General features: G+C 66.9%; 15 protein-coding genes. 8 read left to right on the top strand and 7 right to left on the bottom strand.

Going from position 1 to position 20,257, the window contains the following annotated elements; all coding sequences use genetic code 11:
* The first annotated feature begins 71 nt into the window (after nucleotides 1–71).
* Complete coding sequence (locus HII28_RS12940) at nucleotides 72–1,007, top strand: sugar ABC transporter permease (RefSeq protein ID WP_170025754.1); 936 nt, start codon at nucleotides 72–74, stop codon at nucleotides 1,005–1,007.
* 68 nt (nucleotides 1,008–1,075) lie between these two features.
* Nucleotides 1,076–1,912, top strand: a complete 837-nt coding sequence (locus tag HII28_RS12935) for a carbohydrate ABC transporter permease (protein ID WP_170026143.1) — start codon at nucleotides 1,076–1,078, stop codon at nucleotides 1,910–1,912.
* A gap of 244 nt (nucleotides 1,913–2,156) precedes the next feature.
* Here the strand turns inward: HII28_RS12935 and HII28_RS12930 are convergent, their stop codons facing one another.
* Both HII28_RS12930 and HII28_RS12925 read right to left on the bottom strand, forming a co-directional pair.
* A complete protein-coding gene (locus HII28_RS12930) occupies nucleotides 2,157–2,762 on the bottom strand; it encodes a nucleotidyltransferase domain-containing protein (protein ID WP_170025753.1) in 606 nt (201 codons plus the stop codon).
* A 115-nt stretch (nucleotides 2,763–2,877) separates the two neighbouring features.
* Entirely contained in the window at nucleotides 2,878–3,882 is a 1,005-nt protein-coding gene (locus HII28_RS12925) for a LacI family DNA-binding transcriptional regulator (RefSeq protein WP_170025752.1), read from the bottom strand.
* A gap of 335 nt (nucleotides 3,883–4,217) precedes the next feature.
* Between HII28_RS12925 and HII28_RS12920 the strand changes: the two genes are divergently transcribed.
* From HII28_RS12920 to HII28_RS12900, 5 genes are all read left to right on the top strand, one after another.
* A complete protein-coding gene (locus tag HII28_RS12920; protein WP_170025751.1) occupies nucleotides 4,218–4,592 on the top strand; it encodes an L-rhamnose mutarotase in 375 nt (124 codons plus the stop codon).
* Between the two features lie 61 nt (nucleotides 4,593–4,653).
* Complete coding sequence (rhaI, locus tag HII28_RS12915; RefSeq protein ID WP_170025750.1) at nucleotides 4,654–5,817, top strand: L-rhamnose isomerase; 1,164 nt, start codon at nucleotides 4,654–4,656, stop codon at nucleotides 5,815–5,817.
* Complete coding sequence (locus HII28_RS12910; protein ID WP_170025749.1) at nucleotides 5,814–6,737, top strand: alpha/beta hydrolase fold domain-containing protein; 924 nt, start codon at nucleotides 5,814–5,816, stop codon at nucleotides 6,735–6,737. The genes rhaI and HII28_RS12910 overlap by 4 nt, the downstream gene beginning before the upstream one ends.
* A 50-nt stretch (nucleotides 6,738–6,787) precedes the next feature.
* Nucleotides 6,788–8,824 (top strand): bifunctional aldolase/short-chain dehydrogenase, encoded by a 2,037-nt coding sequence (locus HII28_RS12905; protein WP_170025748.1) that lies wholly within the window; start codon nucleotides 6,788–6,790, stop codon nucleotides 8,822–8,824.
* A complete protein-coding gene (locus HII28_RS12900) occupies nucleotides 8,821–10,548 on the top strand; it encodes an FGGY-family carbohydrate kinase (protein WP_240977353.1) in 1,728 nt (575 codons plus the stop codon). Before HII28_RS12905 ends, HII28_RS12900 begins: the two co-directional genes overlap by 4 nt.
* A gap of 237 nt (nucleotides 10,549–10,785) precedes the next feature.
* Here HII28_RS12900 and HII28_RS12895 read toward each other — a convergent pair whose 3' ends face one another.
* The 4 genes from HII28_RS12895 to HII28_RS12880 all read right to left on the bottom strand — a co-directional run bounded on the left by HII28_RS12895 (nucleotide 10,786) and on the right by HII28_RS12880 (nucleotide 16,078).
* Complete coding sequence (locus tag HII28_RS12895; RefSeq protein ID WP_170025747.1) at nucleotides 10,786–12,639, bottom strand: sugar-binding domain-containing protein; 1,854 nt, start codon at nucleotides 12,637–12,639, stop codon at nucleotides 10,786–10,788.
* Between the two features lie 142 nt (nucleotides 12,640–12,781).
* A complete protein-coding gene (locus HII28_RS12890; RefSeq protein ID WP_170025746.1) occupies nucleotides 12,782–14,122 on the bottom strand; it encodes a sugar ABC transporter substrate-binding protein in 1,341 nt (446 codons plus the stop codon).
* A gap of 101 nt (nucleotides 14,123–14,223) precedes the next feature.
* Nucleotides 14,224–15,105 carry a carbohydrate ABC transporter permease gene (locus HII28_RS12885; RefSeq protein WP_240977912.1) on the bottom strand — a complete coding sequence of 294 codons (882 nt, stop codon included), beginning with the start codon at nucleotides 15,103–15,105 and terminating at the stop codon, nucleotides 14,224–14,226.
* A 31-nt stretch (nucleotides 15,106–15,136) separates the two neighbouring features.
* Nucleotides 15,137–16,078 carry a sugar ABC transporter permease gene (locus tag HII28_RS12880; RefSeq protein WP_170025744.1) on the bottom strand — a complete coding sequence of 314 codons (942 nt, stop codon included), beginning with the start codon at nucleotides 16,076–16,078 and terminating at the stop codon, nucleotides 15,137–15,139.
* 275 nt (nucleotides 16,079–16,353) lie between these two features.
* Between HII28_RS12880 and HII28_RS12875 the strand changes: the two genes are divergently transcribed.
* Nucleotides 16,354–17,358, top strand: coding sequence for a LacI family DNA-binding transcriptional regulator (locus HII28_RS12875; protein ID WP_170025743.1), 1,005 nt, complete (start codon nucleotides 16,354–16,356; stop codon nucleotides 17,356–17,358).
* A 69-nt stretch (nucleotides 17,359–17,427) separates the two neighbouring features.
* On the opposite strand, the gene HII28_RS12870 is transcribed toward HII28_RS12875, so the two are convergent.
* Nucleotides 17,428–20,223, bottom strand: a complete 2,796-nt coding sequence (locus HII28_RS12870) for a Tat pathway signal sequence domain protein (protein WP_205864650.1) — start codon at nucleotides 20,221–20,223, stop codon at nucleotides 17,428–17,430.
* Nucleotides 20,224–20,257: the final 34 nt, after the last annotated feature.

The raw sequence follows: 20,257 nt of genomic DNA, 5'->3' as shown, positions 1-20,257 counted from the left end.
TGACCGGCCCATGATCATCTAGTGGAGGTGGGGGTCGTTCATCGACCCCCACCTCCCATGAAGGAGTGTCAATGACGACGACCGCCGTGCGCATCGACCCCGCGAACCCGACCAAGGCGCCGGGCAGATCGCGGGGGGACAAACGCCGAGGCGTGCGCAGCCCCTACCCTTCCTGGTTCTACATCCCCGCCGGGGTGCTGTACCTCGTCTTCTTCGCGCTCCCGACGTTCTCGTCGTTCTACTTCGCCCTGACGAGGTGGACGCTCTTCAGTCAGCAGTTCATCGGGCTCGGAAATTTCGTCCAGTTCTTCCAGACACCTGCGCTGACGCAAGGCTTCATCAACACCCTCATCTACGGCTTCCTGACCTCGGCCGCGAAGGTCGTGCTCGGCCTCGCGCTGGCGCTGCTCCTCACCAGTCCGATCTTCGGTCGCGGCTACCTGCGCGCCGTCGTCTTCTTCCCCGTGCTCGTCTCGACAGTCGGCGTCGGCCTCACGTTCAAGTCGCTGCTGGATCCGTTCCATGGCGTCGTCAACTCGGTGCTCGGCTTCTTCCACCTGCCGCAGCCCGGCTGGTACACGGACCCGCACCTCGCGCTGCTGACCGTGGCGGGCGTCGACATCTGGAAAGGCGTCGGCATCGCGACCCTCATCTTCATGGCGGGCATCGTGGCGATCCCGTCCGAGTACTTCGAGGCGGCGCGCGTCGACGGAGCCGGATCCTGGAACGTGTTCCGCAACGTCACCCTGCCGCTCGTGCGGCCGGCGATGGCGACGGTGATCATCCTCTCGCTCATCGGCGGACTGCGGTCGTTCGACCTCATCTGGGCCATGACGAACGGAGGACCCGGGTTCTCCAGCGACGTCATCGCGTCAGTCATCTACAAGCAGTACCAGGCCGGATTCTTCGGGCTCTCCACCGCAGGCAACGTCATCCTCTTCATCGTGGTGACGGCCATCATGGTGCCCGTCCAATGGTTGCTCAACCGAAGGGAGGCGGAGCTGTGACAGTCACCAGGGCAATCACCACGGCAGGCACGAACGACCGCCGTCGCTACAAGCCCGCACGACGACCGATGACCTTCCGCCGCTTCGCCAGGAAGTATCTCGTCGGCATTATCGCGATCCTCGTGTCGGTCGTCGTCTTCCTCGTGCCGTTCATCTTCGTCGTGCTGCAGGCAGCGAAGGACCCGAAGGAAGCAGGGCTGATGGGCTTCACCCTGCCGAGCACCTGGCAGGTCGGCCAGAACTTCTTCGAGGTGATCCAGACGAACAACTACCAGTTGCTCGCCGCATTCATCAACAGCTTCATCCTGACCATCGTGAGCGTCGTCATCATGGTGGTGTTCTCGGCGATGGTCGGCTATCTGCTGCAGCGCAAGCGTTCGAAGCTGAACCACGTCGCGAACTTCTTCGTGCTCGCCGGACTGATCGTGCCTCCGGCCGTCGTGCCGACCATCTGGGTGCTTCAAGGCCTCGGGATCTTCGACACGCTCCCCGGCATGATCCTCATCGAGGCCACTCTCGGGCTCTCGTTCTCGATCCTGTTGTTCCGGGCCTTCGTGGCCACCATCCCGCGTGAGCTGGACGAGGCCGCGGTCATCGACGGCGCCGGACCGATGCGACTCTTCTTCCGCGTCATCCTGCCGCTGCTGCGACCCGTGGTCATCACGGTGGTCGTCGTGCAGGCGGTAGCGGTGTTCAACGACTTCACGGGACCGCTGTACTTCCTGCCGAGCAGTGACAATCCGACGGTCCAGCTGACGCTCTACAACTACCAGAGCCAGTCGGTGAGCCAGTACAACCTGCTGTTCATGAGCATCCTGCTCATCACGATTCCACCGCTGATCATGTACATCTTCTTCAACCGGCAGATCGTGGCCGGCATGACGAGTGGCGCCGTGAAGGGTTGACCGTGCGGCCGGGCCGCAATCGGCGCTCACCCGCGCTGCTTCGACCCCTCGAGCGCCAGCGGGATGCTCCGAACCCCGATTGCAGGCCGCGACAGAACGACATCGGGATGCGGATTAGGCTTCGTCCGGCGATCCGTCTAGAAGTACTCGGCGGGAACGCCACCGCGCAGCCAGGTGAGCTCGTTGTCGCGGATGAACGTGGACAGCGCTTCGTCCGACGTGACTCCGGCGCCGAGCCACTCGGTCAGCCTGACCAGCAGGTCGGATCCGGTCTCGATGCCCGGATCGTCAACGGCACGCTGCCACGCACATGCGCAGAAGCGAGCGCGGCACGCGCCGCCGCGAGCGTCAGATGCACGGCCGCGTGACGCACGAGGAACGCGTCTCCCCGGTCGTCTCCCTGCGCGAGGAAGTACCCGCCGTAGAGCAGTGCTTGTGCGACATGCGATCGGATGCGTTCTCCCCACGCCGCCTCGGGAAGCGTGGAGATCGCGGCGACCACGGCATCCAACGACTCATCGCGTGAGAACGCGATCCGAGCCCCGGCGAACGAAGCGCGGGTCGGGTCGTCTCCGTGCTCGGCAGCCGACGTGAGATATCCGGGGCTCACCAGCTTCACGTCGATGTACGACCCGGGGTAATCCAGGCCATGACGGGCGGTCCAGGCGAACTTGCCGGCATCCGCGCTGCGCTCGTATGCAGCGTCCGTCACAACGAGATAGACATCGACGTCGGAACTCTCCCGCTCCGCTCCCCTGGCAAGCGATCCGACCAGGATGATCCCGAGCACTTCCGGATCGTTCCGAACGTCGTCGATGTACGCGGCGAGTGCCAGCTCGTGGTGCTGCATCGATCCTCCGGTGATCCTCGTCGGCCCTCGGCTCGCGCGGCTTGAAGACTCCGCGATCTTCTCTCTCGGATTCGGGCCGGCGCGGCGTTCCCGACCCGTCGTGCGCTTCGGACAGTCAGTCCAGCGCGGTCGACTGCCGCACCACGAGTTCCGGCTGGTACACCACCTGCTTCGGTTCGAAGCCTTCTCCCTGCTCCGCTTGCGCGAGGAGAAGATCGACGGCGGTGTGGCCGATCAGGGCGGCCGGCTGCCGCATCGACGTCAGCGGAACCGTGGCCGTGGCCGCGAAGTCGATGTCGTCGTATCCGACGATGGCGAGGTCGTGAGGCGGACGCACACCAGCAAGCATGGCGGCCTGAAGCACACCGATCGAGATGAGGTCGTTGGCGGCGAACACGGCGTCCGGGCGCTGCGAAGCGTCTCGCTCGAGGAACGTCTTCGCGGCTTGCACGCCTGCTCGCACCGTCAGCGAGCTTGTCGGGATGTACTCGAGTGCCACGCCCGCTCGTTCGGATGCCGCGATCCGAGCCCCAGCCAGGCGATCCGCCACCTGTCTGATCGAATCGGGACCGCCGACGAACGCGATGCGCTTGCGCCCGATATCGATCAGATGTTCAACGGCGGTCTTTCCCCCCGCGACGTCGTCGACGGCAACGGAGGAAAAGCTGTGGTCTGGCGCCTCACGGTCGACGAGAACGACGGGGATGCCGCGCTCCCGCGTCTTGCGCAGCCGCGGCAGGTCGTCGGCAACGGGACTGATCAGTACTCCATGCACGCGTTGCTCCTCGAAGAGATCGAGGTAGCCGCTCTCGCGAGGGGTGGACTCATCACTGTTGCCGACGAGCACGGAGAAGCCGTCTTCCGCGGCCCGCTTCTCCGCGCCGCGCGCCACTTCGGTGAAGAAGGGGTTTCCGACGTCGAGCACGATGAGTCCGATGCTTCGGCTCCGTCCGGCACGTAGTTGACGTGCGGCGTCGTTGCGCACGAAACCAAGCTCGGCGATCGCCGCGTTGACGCGCTCAACGGTGGCCGGGGCGACTCGATCGGGCCGGTTCAGCACGTTCGAGACGGTTCCGACCGACACTCCTGCTGCGATCGCCACGTCGCGCACGCTGACCATGAGCACCTCCTGAACACGTCCGCTGCGCTCCCGCCTCCTAGGGAGGATTGCGCCGCGGTGTTCGAACACGCGTGAAGCGAATCATCTCACGGCGCTGTCGTCGACCGCGGACCATACACGTACGCTGACGGCTTCCGCATCGTCTGCGGGCTCCGTCCACCGACAACGGTCACGGTAGCAACCGCTGAATCGATTCACAAGCGTGGTTCGGGCCAATGCCGCGCACGGGATCCTGCTTGCAGACGACAGCGATCTATGAAACGATTCAATAGCGACTTGCCCAGTCGAGCGACTGGCGTGCACGTCGTTACGAGCGCGAATGGAGAGAACCGACGATGACGTCACCGCAGCGCGTGTGCTTCCGGCTCAGGGTGCGCCCGGAACTCCTCGGCGAATACCGCCGACGACACGCGGCAGTGTGGCCGGAGATGCTGCGCGAGATCGCGGCATCCGGGCGCCGCAACTACTCCCTCTTCCTCGCCGACGACGGCGAGCTGATCGGATACTTCGAGACGGATGACGCGGCCGCCAGCGACCGCTACCTCGCCGAGTCCGAGGTCGCGGCCAGGTGGGAAGCGGACATGGGCCGCTTCTTCGTCGCGCTCGACGGGCGGGCAGATCAGGCATCCGAGCAGCTCCCCGAGGTGTTCAACCTCGCCGATCTCCTCGCAGCAGCTGAAGACTCGAGCGCAGACGGCGCATCCGCGTAATCATCGACCTCATCATGAGCTCTCCCCGTGAGGATGCGGGGCCGGCAAGAAAGGCAACACCATGACGATCCCGTCCGCCACACTCGACCTGCTCGCACGGCAGGCGATCGAGCTGCCGAGTTGGGCGTTCGGCAACTCAGGCACCCGGTTCAAGGTCTTCGGCTCGGCGGGCACGCCGCGCGATCCGTTCGAGAAGATCTCCGACGCCGCGCAGGTGCACAAGAACACCGGACTCGCGCCGACAGTCGCACTGCACATCCCCTGGGACAAGGTGCCGTCCTACTCGGAGCTGAAGAAGCACGCCGACGACAACGGCGTCGCGCTCGGCACGATCAACTCGAACACGTTCCAGGACGACGACTACAAGCTCGGCTCTGTCACCCACTCCGACCCGGTGATCCGCCAGAAGGCGATCGACCACCACTTCGAGTGCATCGACATCATGAACGAGACCGGCAGCCGAGACCTCAAGATCTGGCTGGCCGACGGCACAAACTACCCGGGTCAGGACGACATGCGCGCCCGCCAGGACCGCCTGCACGACTCGCTGTCGAAGATCTACGAGCGGATCGGCGAAGGTCAGCGTCTCGTGCTCGAGTACAAGTTCTTCGAGCCGGCGTTCTACCACACCGACGTTCCCGACTGGGGCACGTCCTACGCACAGACCTCCGCCCTCGGCGACCGTGCCGTCGTGTGCCTCGACACCGGACACCACGCGCCAGGCACGAACATCGAGTTCATCGTGATGCAGCTGCTGCGCCTCGGAAAGCTCGGCTCGTTCGACTTCAACTCGCGCTTCTACGCCGATGACGACCTCATCGTGGGAGCCGCGGATCCGTTCCAGCTGTTCCGCATCATCGTCGAGGTCGTGCGCGGTGGCGGGTACGCCAACCCCGACGTCGCCTTCATGCTCGACCAGTGCCACAACATCGAGAAGAAGGTGCCAGGCCAGATCCGCTCCGTGCTCAACGTGCAGGAGATGACGGCTCGCGCTCTGCTCGTCGATCGCGACGCACTGTCGGCCGCCCAGGCCGCCGGTGACGTGCTGGCCGCCAACGGCATCGTGATGGACGCCTTCTACACGGATGTCCGTGCCGACCTCGCAGACTGGCGCGAGTCCCGCGGCCTTCCTCGCGACCCGATGGCTGCGTACGCGGCATCCGGATACCAGGAGAAGATCGAGGCGGAGCGCGTCGGCGGCACCCAGGCAGGATGGGGCGCATGACCACCTCATCCCCCGCAACGCAGGAGTCGACGGCTGCATCGGAGTCCGCGGCACCGACCGTCACAGCCGAGACGATTGCCGGCATCGCCGTCGAGAACCGCACCATCGCCGGTCCGCACGGCGCGGTTCCGCTGCGGATCTACCGTCCGAGCGGGGAGGCAACAGGTCAAGGCCTCGTGTGGTTGCACGGTGGCGGATTCTGGGCAGGCGACCTCGACATGCCGGAGGGCGACTGGGTCGCCCGGTCGTTCGCGGCCCGCGGGATCGTCGTCGTCTCCGTCGACTACCGGCTGGCACCTCAGGCCGCAGACGACGGATCCGGTCACGACGGCGTGCACTATCCGGTCGCCTCGCAGGAGGTGGCGTTCGCGTTCGGCTGGGCCGTGGCATCCGGTCTGGCGAACGGCGCGTGGGCACTCGGTGGCGCGAGCGCCGGCGGCAACCTCGCCGCCGGAGCGACGCTGCGACTCATGGCGGAGGGCGGTCCCGTTCCTGCGCTGGACCTGCTCGCGTATCCAACGCTGCTGGCCATCCAGCCGGCACCGGACTCCGGCCTCCGGGCTGCCCTCGACGCCGACCCGGATTCCGACCGCTTCGGACCCGATCCGGTTCGCGCCATGTACGAGAACTACCTCGACGCACCGGCGGAAAGCGCCGACCTCATGGCCGCTCCCGGGCTCGCGACGACATCCGACCTGGCGGAGTTCCCGCCGACCATCATGATCAACGGCGAGGTCGACGAGCTTCGTGTCTCCGGCGAGGTGTTCGCGGCGACTTTGCGGGCCGCCGGGCGCGACATCCAGGTCCTCACCGAGGCCGGCACCGGACACGGGTACCTCAACCGTCCAGACGAGCCGGCCGCGACGGTCTCGATCGACCGGTATGCCGCGCGCATCCACTCGCTCCCCGCACCCGCCTGAGCGCCCAGCATCCACTCGAGCCGCATCCACCTGAGAAGGAACCACCAGCCATGACCAACCAGACCGCGAGCGAGCTCATCGCGCGCAGCAATCGCCTGGGCGCCGATCCGCGCAACACGAACTACGCAGGCGGCAACACGTCGGCGAAGGGGACGGAGACCGATCCCGTCACGGGTGAGGACGTCGAGCTGCTCTGGGTCAAGGGGTCAGGCGGCGACCTGGGCACGCTGAAGGAGTCCGGTCTGGCCGTGTTGCGCCTCGACCGGCTTCGCTCGCTGGTGAACGTGTATCCGGGAGTCGAGCGCGAAGACGAGATGGTCGCCGCATTCGACTACTGCCTGCACGGCAAGGGCGGCGCGGCACCGTCGATCGACACCGCCATGCACGGGCTGGTGGATGCCCCGCATGTCGACCACCTTCATCCCGACTCCGGGATCGCCATCGCCACCGCCGCAGAGGGCGAGGCTCTGACCGCCACGATCTTCGGCGGCAAGGTGGCGTGGGTCCCGTGGCGCCGTCCGGGCTTCCAGCTCGGGCTGGACATCGCCGCCATCAAGGCAGCCGACCCTGGCGTGATCGGCGCCGTGCTCGGCGGCCACGGCATCACCGCGTGGGGCGACACGTCCGACGAAGCCGAGGCGAACTCGCTGTGGATCATCGAGACGGCGGCTGCGTACATCGCCGAGCACGGGCATCCGGCGCCCTTCGGCGGGATCCGTTCCGGATTCGAGGCGCTTCCGGATGCCGAGCGCGCCGCCCGTGCCGCAGCGCTCGCTCCGACGGTGCGCGGGCTCGCCTCGCACGACAAGCCGATGGTCGGGCACTACACCGACTCGGATGTCGTGCTCGACTTCCTGGCGGCGGAGAAGGCTCCGGCCCTGGCCGCGCTCGGCACCAGCTGCCCAGACCACTTCCTGCGCACCAAGGTGAAGCCGCTGCTGCTCGACCTGCCGGCCACGGCATCTCTCGAGGAGCAGATCGCCCGCCTGAAGGAGCTGCACGAGCAGTACCGCGCCGACTACCAGTCGTACTACGACACGTACGCGACTGCCGACAGTCCTGCGATTCGCGGCGCGGACCCGCTCATCGTGCTCGTTCCCGGCGTCGGCATGTTCAGCTACGGAGCCAACAAGCAGACGGCGCGCGTGGCCGGCGAGTTCTACGTGAACGCGATCAACGTGATGCGCGGCGCTGAGTCGCTCTCGACGTACTCCCCCATCTCGGACGCCGAGAAGTTCCGCATCGAATACTGGGCACTCGAGGAGGCCAAGCTTCAGCGCCTGCCGAAGCCGAGGACCCATCAGGGGCGCATCGCATTCGTCACGGGCGCGGCATCCGGCATCGGCAAGGCCATCGCGACGCGCCTGGCCAAGGAGGGGGCGTGCGTCGTGGTCGCGGACCTCGACCTCGAGAAGGCGCAGGCCGTGGCCGCCGAGCTCGGCAACAGTGATGTCGCGATCGGGGTCGCCGCGAACGTGGCCGACGCCGAGGGCGTGCAAGCCGCCATCGACGCGACGGTGCTCGCGTTCGGCGGCATCGACCTCGTGGTCAACAACGCCGGGCTCTCGCTCTCGAAGCCGCTGCTGGAGACCACCGAGAAGGACTGGGATCTGCAGCACGACGTGATGGCCAAGGGATCGTTCCTGGTGTCGAAGGCCGCGGCATCCGCTCTCATCGCCCAGGGTATGGGCGGCGACATCGTCTACATCTCGTCGAAGAACAGCGTCTTCGCCGGCCCGAACAACATCGCGTACTCCGCGACGAAGGCGGATCAGGCGCACCAGGTGCGCCTGCTGGCCGTCGAGCTCGGCGAGCACGGCGTGCGCGTCAACGGCATCAACCCCGACGGCGTCGTGCGGGGCTCGGGCATCTTCGCATCCGGCTGGGGCGCGAACCGCGCCGCGACCTACGGCGTGAAGGAAGAGGACCTCGGCCAGTACTACGCGAACCGCACCATCCTCAAGCGCGAGGTCGTGCCCGAGAACGTCGCCGACGCCGTGTACGTGCTCACGGGACCCGAGCTCAGCCGCACCACGGGACTCCACATCCCCGTGGACTCCGGCGTCGCGGCCGCGTTCCTGCGATGAACGATTCGGTCGTCGTCGCTGCAGTCGACCTCGGCGCGACAAGCGGACGCGTCATGCTCGGACGCGTCCGATCCGGCGTGGATCCGAGCGGTGCGACCGGGCCGGACCGCGATCCGTCACCCGACGGACTCGGCCCACTGCTGGAACTGGAGGAGGTCGCGCGCTTCCCGAACGAACCCGTGCAGCGCGCGGACGGCCTTCACTGGGACATCGTCGCGCTCCGCGACGCCGTGCTCAGCGGGCTCGCGGATGCCGCGGCATCCGCCGCCCGTCGCGGCGAGCACATCGCGTCGATCGGCATCGACTCCTGGGCGGTGGACTACGGCATTGTGCGCGGCGGTGAGCTCGTGGCCGAGCCGTTCCACTACCGGGATTCGCGCAACGACGCAGGAGTGGATGCCGTGCATCGCCTCGTCCCGTTCGACGAGCTCTACGACCGCAACGGACTGCAGTTCCTGCCTTTCAACACTCTCTACCAGTTCGCTGCCGACAGCGGCTTGCGCAAGGACAGCGACGATCGCCACCGCGGATTGAGCCTGCCGAAACCCGACACTGCCGGCTCGGTCTCGACAAGCTCACCCGACGGTGTGACCAACTCGACCGCCGGCCTGACCAGCTCAACCGACGGCAGGACAAGCTCAACCGACGGGCTGACCAGCACGAACGGCGATGACGACGGCATCGCGCTGATCCCGGATCTGTTCGCATACTGGCTCACCGGCGTCCGCGTCGCGGAGGAGACGAACGCCTCGACCACCGGGCTCGTGCTGGCCGCGGATGCGGATCCGCACTGGGACGCGGAGCTCGCGGAGCGGATCGGGGTGCAGGTGGATATCCTGCCGGCGATCGTCCGTCCCGGAACGATCATCGGCACGCTGACCGCCGAGATCGCAGCACGGACCGGGCTGCCGGAATCGACTCCTGTCGTCGCCGTCGGATCGCACGACACGGCATCCGCCGTCGTCGCGACCCCGTTCGCGACCTCCGACGGCGAGGGTTCGGCGTTCATCTCGTGCGGCACGTGGGGACTCGTCGGGGTCGAGACCGCTACACCGGTGCTGACCGCCGAGGCTCGCGACGCCGGGTTCACCAATGAGCGCGGCGTCGACGGCACGACCCGTCTCCTGCACAACGTGATGGGCCTGTGGGTGCTGAACGAGTGCGTGCGCGCCCTGGAGCTGAAAGCGGGGGCCATTTCTGGCCTCCGCCGCGACGCCAGCGCCGACCGCCGTCCCGGCGGTCGGTACCCAGTGGTCACCGATATCGAGAGTGTGTTGCTCGAGGCTTCAGCGCCCGACGTGCCGTACATCCTGTTCGACATCGACGATCCGCGGCTGATGCCCCAGGGCGACATGCCATCGCGGGTCGCCCAGCTCTGCGTCGAGGCAGCGGGTCGAGCACCGGACAGCCGGGCCCAGTATGTGCGGAGCATCGTGGAGTCGCTCGCGGATGCGTTCGCGCGCGCCGCTGCGCGGGCATCCGCTCTCGCGGGCACTCCCCTTTCGGCCATCAACCTGGTCGGGGGCGGCTCACTGAACGCACTGCTCTGCCAGGCGACGGCGGATCGCGCTGGAGTGCCCGTGATCGCGGGACCCGTCGAGGCGACGGCACTCGGAAACGTGCTCGTTCAGGCGCGCGCTGCCAGGGCCGTGTCCGGAGGGCTCGCAGACCTGCGCCGGCTCGTGATCGCAACCCAGGCGACCACGCGGTACGACCCGCGCTGAGTCGCGTACGACCGTCAGCATCACGATCGCGACCATCGGCCCTTCGAGATCGCGTTCGCTGCCTCCGCCGCCGCCACCCTTCGAGATCGCGTTTGAAGTGCAGGAAGTGCTGTTCGTGACCAAACGAGCAGCACTTTCTGCACTCTGAAGCGATTCACGAATGCAGGGCGGCCGCGAGACGTCGGGAAAAGCGATGCCCGGACGATCCGGATGCCAGTTCCCGACGTCTCGTGCGAGTCAGTCCCGCCGACGCGACTCGTAAGCGGCGGGTGCTGTCTGCACTGCGCGGATGACATCGATGTCGAACTTCGGACGTCGATCGAACCCGTACAGCCCGTTCTGCTCCTGGAAGGTGTCGGTCAGCTGCGTGTAGCAGTAGCCGAACATGCTCCGATCCTCACGGAGCACGCCGACGAGGCCCGCGAAGCGCTCGTGGAAGTCCTCGATGGTGCGCACCCGCTGTCCGTACCCCCAGGAGTACGTGCCGTCGTCGTTGCGCGCGAGCTCTTCGTTCCACCAGATGCCGCCGAACTCGGAGACGAAGAACGGCTGTCCGCCGTATGGAACGGAGATGGGACGGTCGTCTTCCGTGTTGAAGTAGGGATGTCCGTCGACAGCACCGGACTGCTGATGCGCGAACGCGACCGGATCCTGCTCGTACGAGTGGGCATCCCAGACGTCCACCTCGCGCACACGGTGCGAGTACCCCGACGCATCGATCACGGGACGCGTCGGATCCGCCAGCTTCGTCGCCAGGAACATGCCCCGCGTGACATCGTCGAGCACGGTGATGCGATCGTGCAGCGTCTGGTGCGTCTCGTTCAGGGGGCACCATCCGATGATCGCCGGGTGGTTGATGTCGCGCTCCAACGCCTCGAGCCACTGAGTCGTGAAGGATGCCGTCGGTCCCTGGTTGTGCCCGATGGTTCCGGCCCCCGAAACTCCCCAGTCCCCGAACTCGCCCCAGACCAGGTATCCCAGCCGGTCGGCGTGATAGAGGTAGCGCTCCTCGAAGACCTTCTGGTGCAGCCGGGCACCGTTGAATCCGGCTTCCATGCCGAGGCGGATGTCGCGCACCAGGGCGTCGTCGCTCGGCGCGGTCATGAGGGACTCCGGCCAGTACCCCTGGTCGAGCACCAACCGCTGGAAGACGTGCTCGCCGTTGAGGAGCACGGCCGTTCCGTCGATCGCGACCCCGCGCAGTCCCGCGTAGCTCGACACGCGATCGGTGACCCTGCCGGAGGCATCCGCCACGTCGATCTCGAGCGTGTAGAGGAAGGGGTCGGCCGGAGACCACAAGCGCACATCAGCGTCGTCGAGTTCGAGCCGGGCAGTGCCCGAAAGGCCGGTGCTGATGCCCGTCGTCGCCGTCGCGACGAGGGATCCGTTCGCGTAGAGACGCAGGGCCGCCGTCGCACCGGAGGCGTTCCGACTGGGCACCAGCTCGCACTGGAAGGCTCTCGCATCGACGTCCGGCGTGATCCGAACCCGGCGCAGGTGCAGCGGATCAACCGCCTCCACCCACACCGTCTGCCAGATGCCGGTGGTGCGCGTGTAGTAGCAGTCCGTGTTCTCGTACCAGGTTGACTGCTTGCCGCCGGCTTTCGGCTCGCGGCGCAGGTCGCGGGCACGGACGACCACCGTGACCTCGGCGCCCGGCGTCAGTTCGCCGAGCTGCGCCCGGAACGGCGTGAAGCCGCCTCGGTGGCGTACGGCCTCGACCCCGTCGACCCACACAGTCGTGTCGTGGTCGACTGCGCCGAAGTGCAGGACGCCCTGCTTGCCCTCCCACCCCTCAGGAACCGTGAAACGTGTGCGGTACCAGACCGCCTCCATGAAGTCGGTGTTCTCGATTCCGGATGCCGCCGACTCAGGGGCGAACGGCACCGTGATCGTGTCGGAGAGCCTTCGCTGCAGCAGCCCGCGCTCCAGTCCGCTGTCGCCGGCATCGATCTCGAACTCCCACGTGCCATTGAGGTTCAGCCAGCCGTCGCGCACCAGCTGCGGCCGCGGATACTCGGGCCTGGGCTGCGGATGCTCGTCACCGCGTCCGTTCGGAAGCGCTGCCGGAAAGGAAAGGGGGTGTGTCATGGTGTCTGGATCCCAAGCGTTGTGGTTGTCGACCGTGGCCGAAGTCCGGCCCGTGTCGGGCCGGCCACGTGGACCGGCCCGGTGGAGAACAGAGCAGCGGCGGGGCGCCGAGGTACGACGCCCCACCGCGTGACTCTCGCCGTCAGCTCTTGGCTGCTGCGATTTCCTTCTTCAGTTGCGCGATGTACTGCTGTGCGGCTTGCTGCGGTGTCGCCTTGCCGAACTGCACGTTCTGCCAGTACTGGCTGAGCAGGCTGTCGGCGTCCTGACCGCCGACCGGCGTGATGGGTGCCGGCGTGCCCGACTCTGCCGTCGCCTGCTTGATGTAGTTCATGACGATCTTGTCCGACCCCGCAAGGTCCGGCGTGATCTCCTTCTGGAACGACGGGTTGGCAGGAGTTCCGCGCTCGGCGCCGAAGAGGCTTCCGACCTTGGAGTTCGTGGACAGGTAGTCGATCAGCTCGGCGGCCTCAGCCGGGTGCGCCGACTTGCTCGAGAGCGTCCAGTACATCGACGACTTGAGGTACTGCCATCCCTTCTTCGCATTCGAATCGGAAGGGAAGGGCAGCATGTCGAGCTTCTCGTCCGGCGCCGCCACCTGGTACGCCGTCAGGTTCGAGGGGATGAACGCCATCGCCACCTTGCCGGCCGCCAAGTCCGTTTGATCGATCGTGGCCCCTGAGCCTTCGGCCAGTTGCGACGGGCTCGGAGTGATGCCGGACTTGATCTGGTCGAGCGAGTACTCCCAGTAGTCGGTGAGAACCGAGGGCTTGAGGACCACGTCGCCCTTCTGGTTGAAGAGCGCATTCCCATGCTGTCTCGCCCATAGCGTGAGCGACACCGAGTCGCCGCCCAGCGGATCGAGCCCGAGCACCTTTCCGTCAGACGCCTTGGTGATCTTCTTCGCGACGGCGGTCAGGTCGTCCCACGTCCACGAAGTGGTGTCGGGGACCTTCACGCCGTACTTGTCGAACACGCTCTTGTTGATCGCGACTCCGATCGAGTTCAGTCCGATCGGCAACGCATAGAGCTTGCTGTTGTATTCGCCGGTGTCCCGAACGTTCTTGGACAGGTACGACGTGTCGAGGTATTTGCTGTACTCGCCGAGGTCGGCCAGCGCGCCGCGCTGGGCATACGACGCGACGTAGACCTGGTCGAACTGCATGACGTCAGGGGCCTGACCGCCCGCGACGCTCGTCGCGAGCTTGTCCCAATAGCTGCCCCAGTCCGTGGACTGCATCTTGACGGTGATGTTCGGGTGCGCCTTCTCGAACAGCTTCACCGCCGCCTCGGTCGAGGTGACTCGCGATGCGGATCCCCACCAGTACAGCGAGATGGTCACCGGCTTGTCGCTGAGCTTGGCGCCTCCGTCGGCGCTTCCGGCGCTGGTTCCGCCGCCGACGGCACAGCCGCTGAGCATGAGTGCGGAGATCGCGGCGACGGCAGCGATGGCGTGCCGACGTATGCGGGTATGACGTTTCATGATTCTCCTTCGAATGGATTGACGTGGTGATCAGAGGGGTCGATCGGGTGGCGCGTCTCTGAGGCCGGGGCGGTCCCGGAAACGCGCCGACGGGCATCCGCTCACTTGCCGCCGGTGGTCGCGATGCCCCTGAGCAGGAATCGCTGACCGAACAGGAACGCCAGGAACACCGGGATGAGAGTGACCACGCTCATGGCGAAGAGCGCACCGAAATCGGACTGCGATGTCGGGTCGACGAACTGACGCAGCGCGACGGAGGCCGTGTACTTGTCCGGTGCCGTGACGAAGATCAGCTGCGAGAAGAAGTCGTTCCAGGTCCAGATGAACGTGAAGATCGCAGCCGTGGCGAGCGCCGGCTTCATCAGGGGCAGGATGATCTGCAGGAAGATGCGCGCATGGCCCGCGCCGTCGATCCGCGCCGCCTCGTCCAGCTCCCTCGGGATGCCCCGGATGAATTGCACCATCAGGAAGATGAAGAACGCATCGGTCGCCAGGAACTTCGGCAGGATCAGCGGCAGGAAGGTGTTGATCCAGCCGAGCTGGGCGTAGAGGACGTACTGCGGAATGATCAGCACCTGGATGGGCAGCATCATCGTGACGAGCATCGCCCCGAACGCCAGCCGCTTGAAGCGGAAGCGCAGCCGAGCGAACGCGTAGGCCGCCAGCGAGCAGGTCAGCAGATTGCCGAGGATCGCGCCGACCACGATGATCGCCGAGTTCAGCAGGTACGTGCTGAACGGTGCCTGCAGGGCATCCCATCCCCGTGTGTAGTTCTGCACCTCGAACGTGTTGAGCACGAGGCTCGGGTTATTGAAGATGTACCCGTTGGGCCGGAGCGAGCTCGCCACCATCCACAGCACCGGGTAGAGCATGACGATGCAGAGCACGATGAGCACCACGTGCCTGAGCACGCCCCACATCCGGCGGCGGCGAGCGGCGGCATCCCGAGGAGCACGATCCGTTCGGATGCCGGCGGCCGGCATCGAGAGCGGTGAACGCTGGATGGTCTGCTGATCAGTCATCGTAGAAAACCCAATACTTGGAGGCCCAGAAGTTCACGGCTGTCGCGGCGCCGACGATCACCAGGAGCAGCCACGCGATCGCGGAGGCGTATCCCATCTGCAGGCTGCCGAAGGCCTTCTGGTAGAGGTACAGAGTGATGAAGAGCGTCGAGTTCGTCGGCCCGCCGGAGCCATTCGAGATGACGTAGGCCTGCGTGAACGACTGGAACGCACCGATGATGCCGAGCACGAGGTTGAAGAAGACGATCGGGCTCAGCATCGGCAGCGTGATCGAGCGGAACTGACGCCACTTGCCTGCGCCGTCGGTGGATGCCGCCTCGTACAGTTCCCGGGGAATCTGCCTGAGCCCGGCAAGGAAGATCACCATCGGAGCGCCGAACGTCCAGACGTGCAGGATGATCAGCGTGCCGAGCGCCGTGCTCGGGGAGGCGATCCACGACGGACCGTGGATGCCGAACAGCGCGAGGAACGCGTTGACCAGGCCCTCGCCTCCGAACACGAGCCGCCACAGCACGGCGATGGCCACGCTTCCGCCGAGCAGGGACGGCAGGTACAGCACCGATCGGTAGAACGAGAGGCCGCGCATTCCTCTGTCGAGGAGCACGGCGATGGCCAGTGCGACGGCGAGCTGCAGCGGAACCGAGATCACCGTGTAGACGACAGTGACGATCAGCGAGCTTCCCAGGTCGGCGTCCTGGAGCATCCGCTCGATGTTCGTCAGTCCGGTGAAGTTCGGATTCTGCAGCAGGTTGTAGTCCGTGAACGACAGGTAAATCGACGCGACCATGGGGCCGAGCGTGATGGCGAAGAAGCCGATCAGCCACGGCAGCAGGAAGACCGCCGCCGCCTTGTTGTCCTTGGTCTCCGACTTGTCCTTGACGCGCTTGGTTCCCTTCGGAACCTTCAGCGCTCGCAGTTCGTTCAGGGCGCTCATGCGGCGCTCCGAACGAGCGGGGTGGTGATGGGGGGCATGGTGCACATCTCCTTCGACGGCAGTTCCGGGCGATCCGGTGGCGCCGGTGCCCGCTTGTGCTACGTAGAACGGATGCCACCGTAGTTCCGCTGTGCTACGTAGCACAAGAAAATGGCAAACGTTTGCCGCGATGCCGCCGGCGATCCGGTCGGCAGTACTCTGAGCGCATATCAGGATCCAGCGGCGCCGGTCGCCCGCGGGATCCAACGGCTCGTGGGATGCAGCAGGAGGTCTCCATGGCGGTGACGGCCCACGATGTGGCGAAGGTCGCCGGTGTCTCTCAGCGCACCGTGTCGAACGTGGTCAACATTCCCGACCGTGTCGGCGCGGAGACCCGCAAGCGCGTGCAGGCCGTGATCGATGAGCTGGGCTACCGCCCGAACCCGCATGCGCGCGGCCTGCGAACGAGCCGGACCGGGGTCATCGCGTTCGTCGTTCCAGAGCTCGACATCCCGTACTTCTCCGATCTCGCACGATCGTTGATCCCTGAGCTCGATCAGCGCTCCCTGACTCTGGTCGTCGACCAGACCAACGGCGATCCTGACCGCGAGCGCGCCATGCTGCAGGGTGGTTCGGTCTCGGGCACTTTCGATGGCGTGCTCCTGAACGCCCTCAACCTGACGGCGGCCGACATCGAGGCGGCCGCGGCGACGCAGCCCATCGTGCTGCTCGGCGAGGAGGATTACGGCCCCGGCGTCGACCAGATCGCCGTTGACGGCGTCGAGGCTGCCTACGTGGCAACACGTCATCTCATCGACACGGGTCGCACCCGCATCGCGGCGCTCGGCCGGCAGAGCCGTGAAGCCGGCACGACGGCCCAGCGGGAGGCCGGATTCGTCGCCGCGATGACCGAGGCCGGACTGGATCCGTTCCGATATATGTCGCGCGTGGAATACACGCGGGAGAGCGGCGCAGCGGCCATGCGCGCGATGTTGGATGGGGATGCTCCGCCGGATGGGGTCTTCTGCTTCAACGACCTCCTCGCGCTCGGCGCGATGCGCGCGGCGTGGGAACGGGGCCTGGAAATTCCGCGGCAGATCGCGTTCGTCGGCTTCGACGACATCGAGGACGGCCGGTACTCCATGCCATCGCTGACGACGATCGCGCCCGACAAGGCGACCATCGCCCGCCGCGCCGTCGAAATGCTCACGGAGCGCATTGCGGGCCGCACCGGACCGGGCAGGCGCGAGAAGGCCGGCTTCGAACTCGTCGTGCGCGAGTCGTCTGCGGCACGGCACTGAGGTCACCGACCAGCGCGTACTGATCTCGTCGGGGTGCGCGCGCCGACTCGCACACCCCGACGAGAGCCCTTATGCCTCCGCGGTCGAGGCTGCTGCCCTGCCCGACGTGCCGCGCTCGGCGATCGCCTCACCGACGAGCGCGAGGTTCTGGATGGCCGCAAGGCCGAACTGGGCCGCGGCGTTCGTCGACACCCGGTCGGCCTCCTGCACGGGCGCGATGACCTCCGGCGGCAGCACGGTACGAACGTGAAGTGCCGCATCCGCGTCGTGGAAGTCTCCCCTGGCCAGGAATTCTCCCGTCGCATCGAACGCACGCCAGACCCGCCGCGCCAGTTCCTCGTCCCCTGTCGCGTTCGCGACGTACGCAAGCAGACGGCTGTGCGCCTGGGTGAGGTTGGTGCCATGGAGCACCTGGCCGACGGCTGCGAGCTGCTCCTCATCCGTCGCCAGGAACAGGCGGCAGTACTGCAGCCAGGCGTCCCGGAATCCCGGGACGTCGACCAGTGCGATCAGCTCGCTGCACATCTCGACGAGCCCGAATACAGCGCTCAGGTGCGAGACCGAGATGCGGTCTCGAGTGGTCTCGAAGCGTCCCGTGCTGAGGTCGTACAAGGCCTCGCCGGTGAGGAATCCGTGCGGCAGTGATCCGATGTCCTCCATGGTTCCGAGCAGCCGGTCGCGCGACCACTCGTCGCCCGAGCGCTCCCACTCCGTCAGCCAGGTCGCGGCGAGCGCGCCCCAGTCGGTTCCCAAGCCGACGGCCAGCGCGTGCTGGTCAGGGCGGTAGGTCGCGGCATCCGGACGCACCTTGCGGGTCGGATCGAGCGCCAGGAACGTGCGGTCGCTGTCGCGCAGCTCGTGGAGCAGGTCGCCCGTGCGCTCGTCGGCCGTGAGGAAGTAGAAGAACCGTCTGTATGCCGGGCTGCTGATGCGCAGCTGCTTGGCGCTGCATCCCCAGTGCTGCACGTTGTGACGCGACCCGAGGCCCTTGAAGCGGCCCGCATGGTAGGTGTCCACCTCGCCGGTGTGCCTCGTCATGGCCTCCGCCATGCGGAACACGTCCTTGCGGCCGGTGCGCACGAACGAGTACCAGAGCCAGAGGTCGGGCGAGAGCTCTGAGTTGTCCCACGCGTAGCCGCCGACGTCGTAGCGCCACACGTGCCGGTCGCCGTCGTAGGTGTGCATGATGTCGCCGAAGTTCCAGAACCCGTACCAGCGTCGATGGTCGATCTGGTCGCGGTAGAACGCGAACAAGGCGTCGAGCTGGTCTTCGAGGTGGGCCTTCTCCGGCACGCTCCGATCGGGCAACGACCAGTCGCCGAAGACACCCGCCGAGCGGATGCTCTCCGGCGCCGCAGCGAGCTGTGCCGGGTCCGCCACGAGCCGGGCGTGCTCGGCGAACACCGTCGTCGCAGGTGTCGCGCCGTACGGCCGCAGCCACAACTCGTGGGTGCGCGCGATGCCGTTGGCATCGCCGAATCCCGGCTCGTAGTCCTCGTACGTGATCTCGAGGCCTTCGAGCTGCGTCTCGAAGTCGTCTTGTCCGAGTCCGTCGTGGTAGAACCTCATGTCCATGGGCTCGGCCTCGGGCGAGTACAGCCACGCCGTCAGCGAGCCCGTGTCCGTGGCCGCGCCCCGCACATCGAGCTGCACCGGATACGACTGCCAGAAGTCCCGCACGCCGAGACCGACTCCGCCGCCGATGTCGCCGAGGTACGCGTATCCGTCGGCGCGCGTGCCCGCCGTGACCCCGACCCAGGCGTGCCCGGCCGCGGTGCGCTTGCGCAGCGTGAAGCCGTCCGGCGTGAGCTGCGAGAGCGTGACGTCGTTCCACGTGGGAATCAGCTCGAGGCGTCCGGACACCGTGGGCGCCCACTCCTGAAGCGGCGGCGTCGGGATTCCGGCGATCTGGGCGGCGCGAACGGCCTCGCCGGGATCGCGACGCAGTCCCGTGATGCCACGAACGGCCTCGGCGAAGACGCCGCCTTCGGCGCCCGCGATCCGCACGTGCCGGTCATGGAGCGCTGCACGCAATGGAACGCTCACTCGAAGGCCGAGCCCTGCGAGGAAGTCGCGGTCGGCGTCGCCGTCCCACACGAAGGAGTGCAGCATCCGCACGCCCTCGCGTCCCGCCGTGAAGTACAGCCGCACGGTGAACGGCAGCCAGGAGCGGTCACCGTCGAGCGCCCGATGAACGCCCTGCACGCGCACGACGGCGCGAACGGGACCGTTCTGCTCGACCTCGACCGACGTCACGTCGCTCTCGAAGTCGGACCGGTCGCGCCGCTCCTCTTCTTCGGGCGGCGTCGTCTGCAGCACGCTGACGAGTCGCGCCTCACGTGCGATCTCGCGGCCGTCGATCCGCACGTCCCGCAGCAGCGCCGGTCCCGACGACGGCACGAGGAGCGAGACAGCACCCGTGTCGACGCGAACGCCGTCGGCGTCGCGGGTCACGTGCACGGACTGCGCCGCCGCATCCGTCCCGACCGCAGTCGTGACCGAGCCGAAGGCGGAGCCATCGACCGAGCCCGCACCGGATGCCTGCACCACCCGATACCCGTCGCGTGCGTCGGCCGTCGCCACGCCCGCCCACTTGAGCGAGCCGTCCGGCCAGGTGGCCAGCGGCCACAGCTGGGCCGCGACCGGCGCACCGGCCTCGTCGACGACTTCGAGCCCGTCGACGGATGCCACCGTCTCCCGCGGCAACGGGACGCCGAACGTCACCGCCGCCTCGAGCTCGCCCGGCGGCCTGTCGCCCAGCCAGTGCACCCGCACGCCGTCGAAGGGGGCACCGCTTGCGTCGGTGGATGCGGTCGCCGCGGCCGTCGAGGTCTGCTGCATCGTCGTCTCGTTCATCGTGTTCATTCCGCTGTTCATCAGTGCGTAGTCCGTCAGTTCC

It is taken from the genome of Planctomonas sp. JC2975, from assembly GCF_012985205.1.
Classification (GTDB): domain Bacteria; phylum Actinomycetota; class Actinomycetes; order Actinomycetales; family Microbacteriaceae; genus Humibacter.
The sequence above is the reverse complement of the archived record's forward strand: the minus strand, read 5'-3'. Positions and strand labels throughout refer to the sequence as shown.

Bases quoted from the DNA above. Each gene is read 5' to 3' on its own strand.
- HII28_RS12900 (WP_240977353.1), top strand. From the start codon at position 8,821: ATGAACGATTCGGTCGTCGTCGCTGCAGTCGACCTCGGCGCGACAAGC.
- HII28_RS12905 (WP_170025748.1), top strand. From the start codon at position 6,788: ATGACCAACCAGACCGCGAGCGAGCTCATCGCGCGCAGCAATCGCCTG.
- HII28_RS12870 (WP_205864650.1), bottom strand. From the start codon at position 20,223: ATGAACACGATGAACGAGACGACGATGCAGCAGACCTCGACGGCCGCG.
- HII28_RS12940 (WP_170025754.1), top strand. From the start codon at position 72: ATGACGACGACCGCCGTGCGCATCGACCCCGCGAACCCGACCAAGGCG.
- HII28_RS12890 (WP_170025746.1), bottom strand. From the start codon at position 14,122: ATGAAACGTCATACCCGCATACGTCGGCACGCCATCGCTGCCGTCGCC.
- HII28_RS12935 (WP_170026143.1), top strand. From the start codon at position 1,076: ATGACCTTCCGCCGCTTCGCCAGGAAGTATCTCGTCGGCATTATCGCG.
- HII28_RS12910 (WP_170025749.1), top strand. From the start codon at position 5,814: ATGACCACCTCATCCCCCGCAACGCAGGAGTCGACGGCTGCATCGGAG.
- HII28_RS12930 (WP_170025753.1), bottom strand. From the start codon at position 2,762: ATGCAGCACCACGAGCTGGCACTCGCCGCGTACATCGACGACGTTCGG.
- HII28_RS12885 (WP_240977912.1), bottom strand. From the start codon at position 15,105: ATGCCGGCCGCCGGCATCCGAACGGATCGTGCTCCTCGGGATGCCGCC.
- HII28_RS12925 (WP_170025752.1), bottom strand. From the start codon at position 3,882: ATGGTCAGCGTGCGCGACGTGGCGATCGCAGCAGGAGTGTCGGTCGGA.
- HII28_RS12895 (WP_170025747.1), bottom strand. From the start codon at position 12,639: ATGACACACCCCCTTTCCTTTCCGGCAGCGCTTCCGAACGGACGCGGT.
- HII28_RS12880 (WP_170025744.1), bottom strand. From the start codon at position 16,078: ATGAGCGCCCTGAACGAACTGCGAGCGCTGAAGGTTCCGAAGGGAACC.
- HII28_RS12875 (WP_170025743.1), top strand. From the start codon at position 16,354: ATGGCGGTGACGGCCCACGATGTGGCGAAGGTCGCCGGTGTCTCTCAG.
- HII28_RS12920 (WP_170025751.1), top strand. From the start codon at position 4,218: ATGACGTCACCGCAGCGCGTGTGCTTCCGGCTCAGGGTGCGCCCGGAA.
- rhaI (WP_170025750.1), top strand. From the start codon at position 4,654: ATGACGATCCCGTCCGCCACACTCGACCTGCTCGCACGGCAGGCGATC.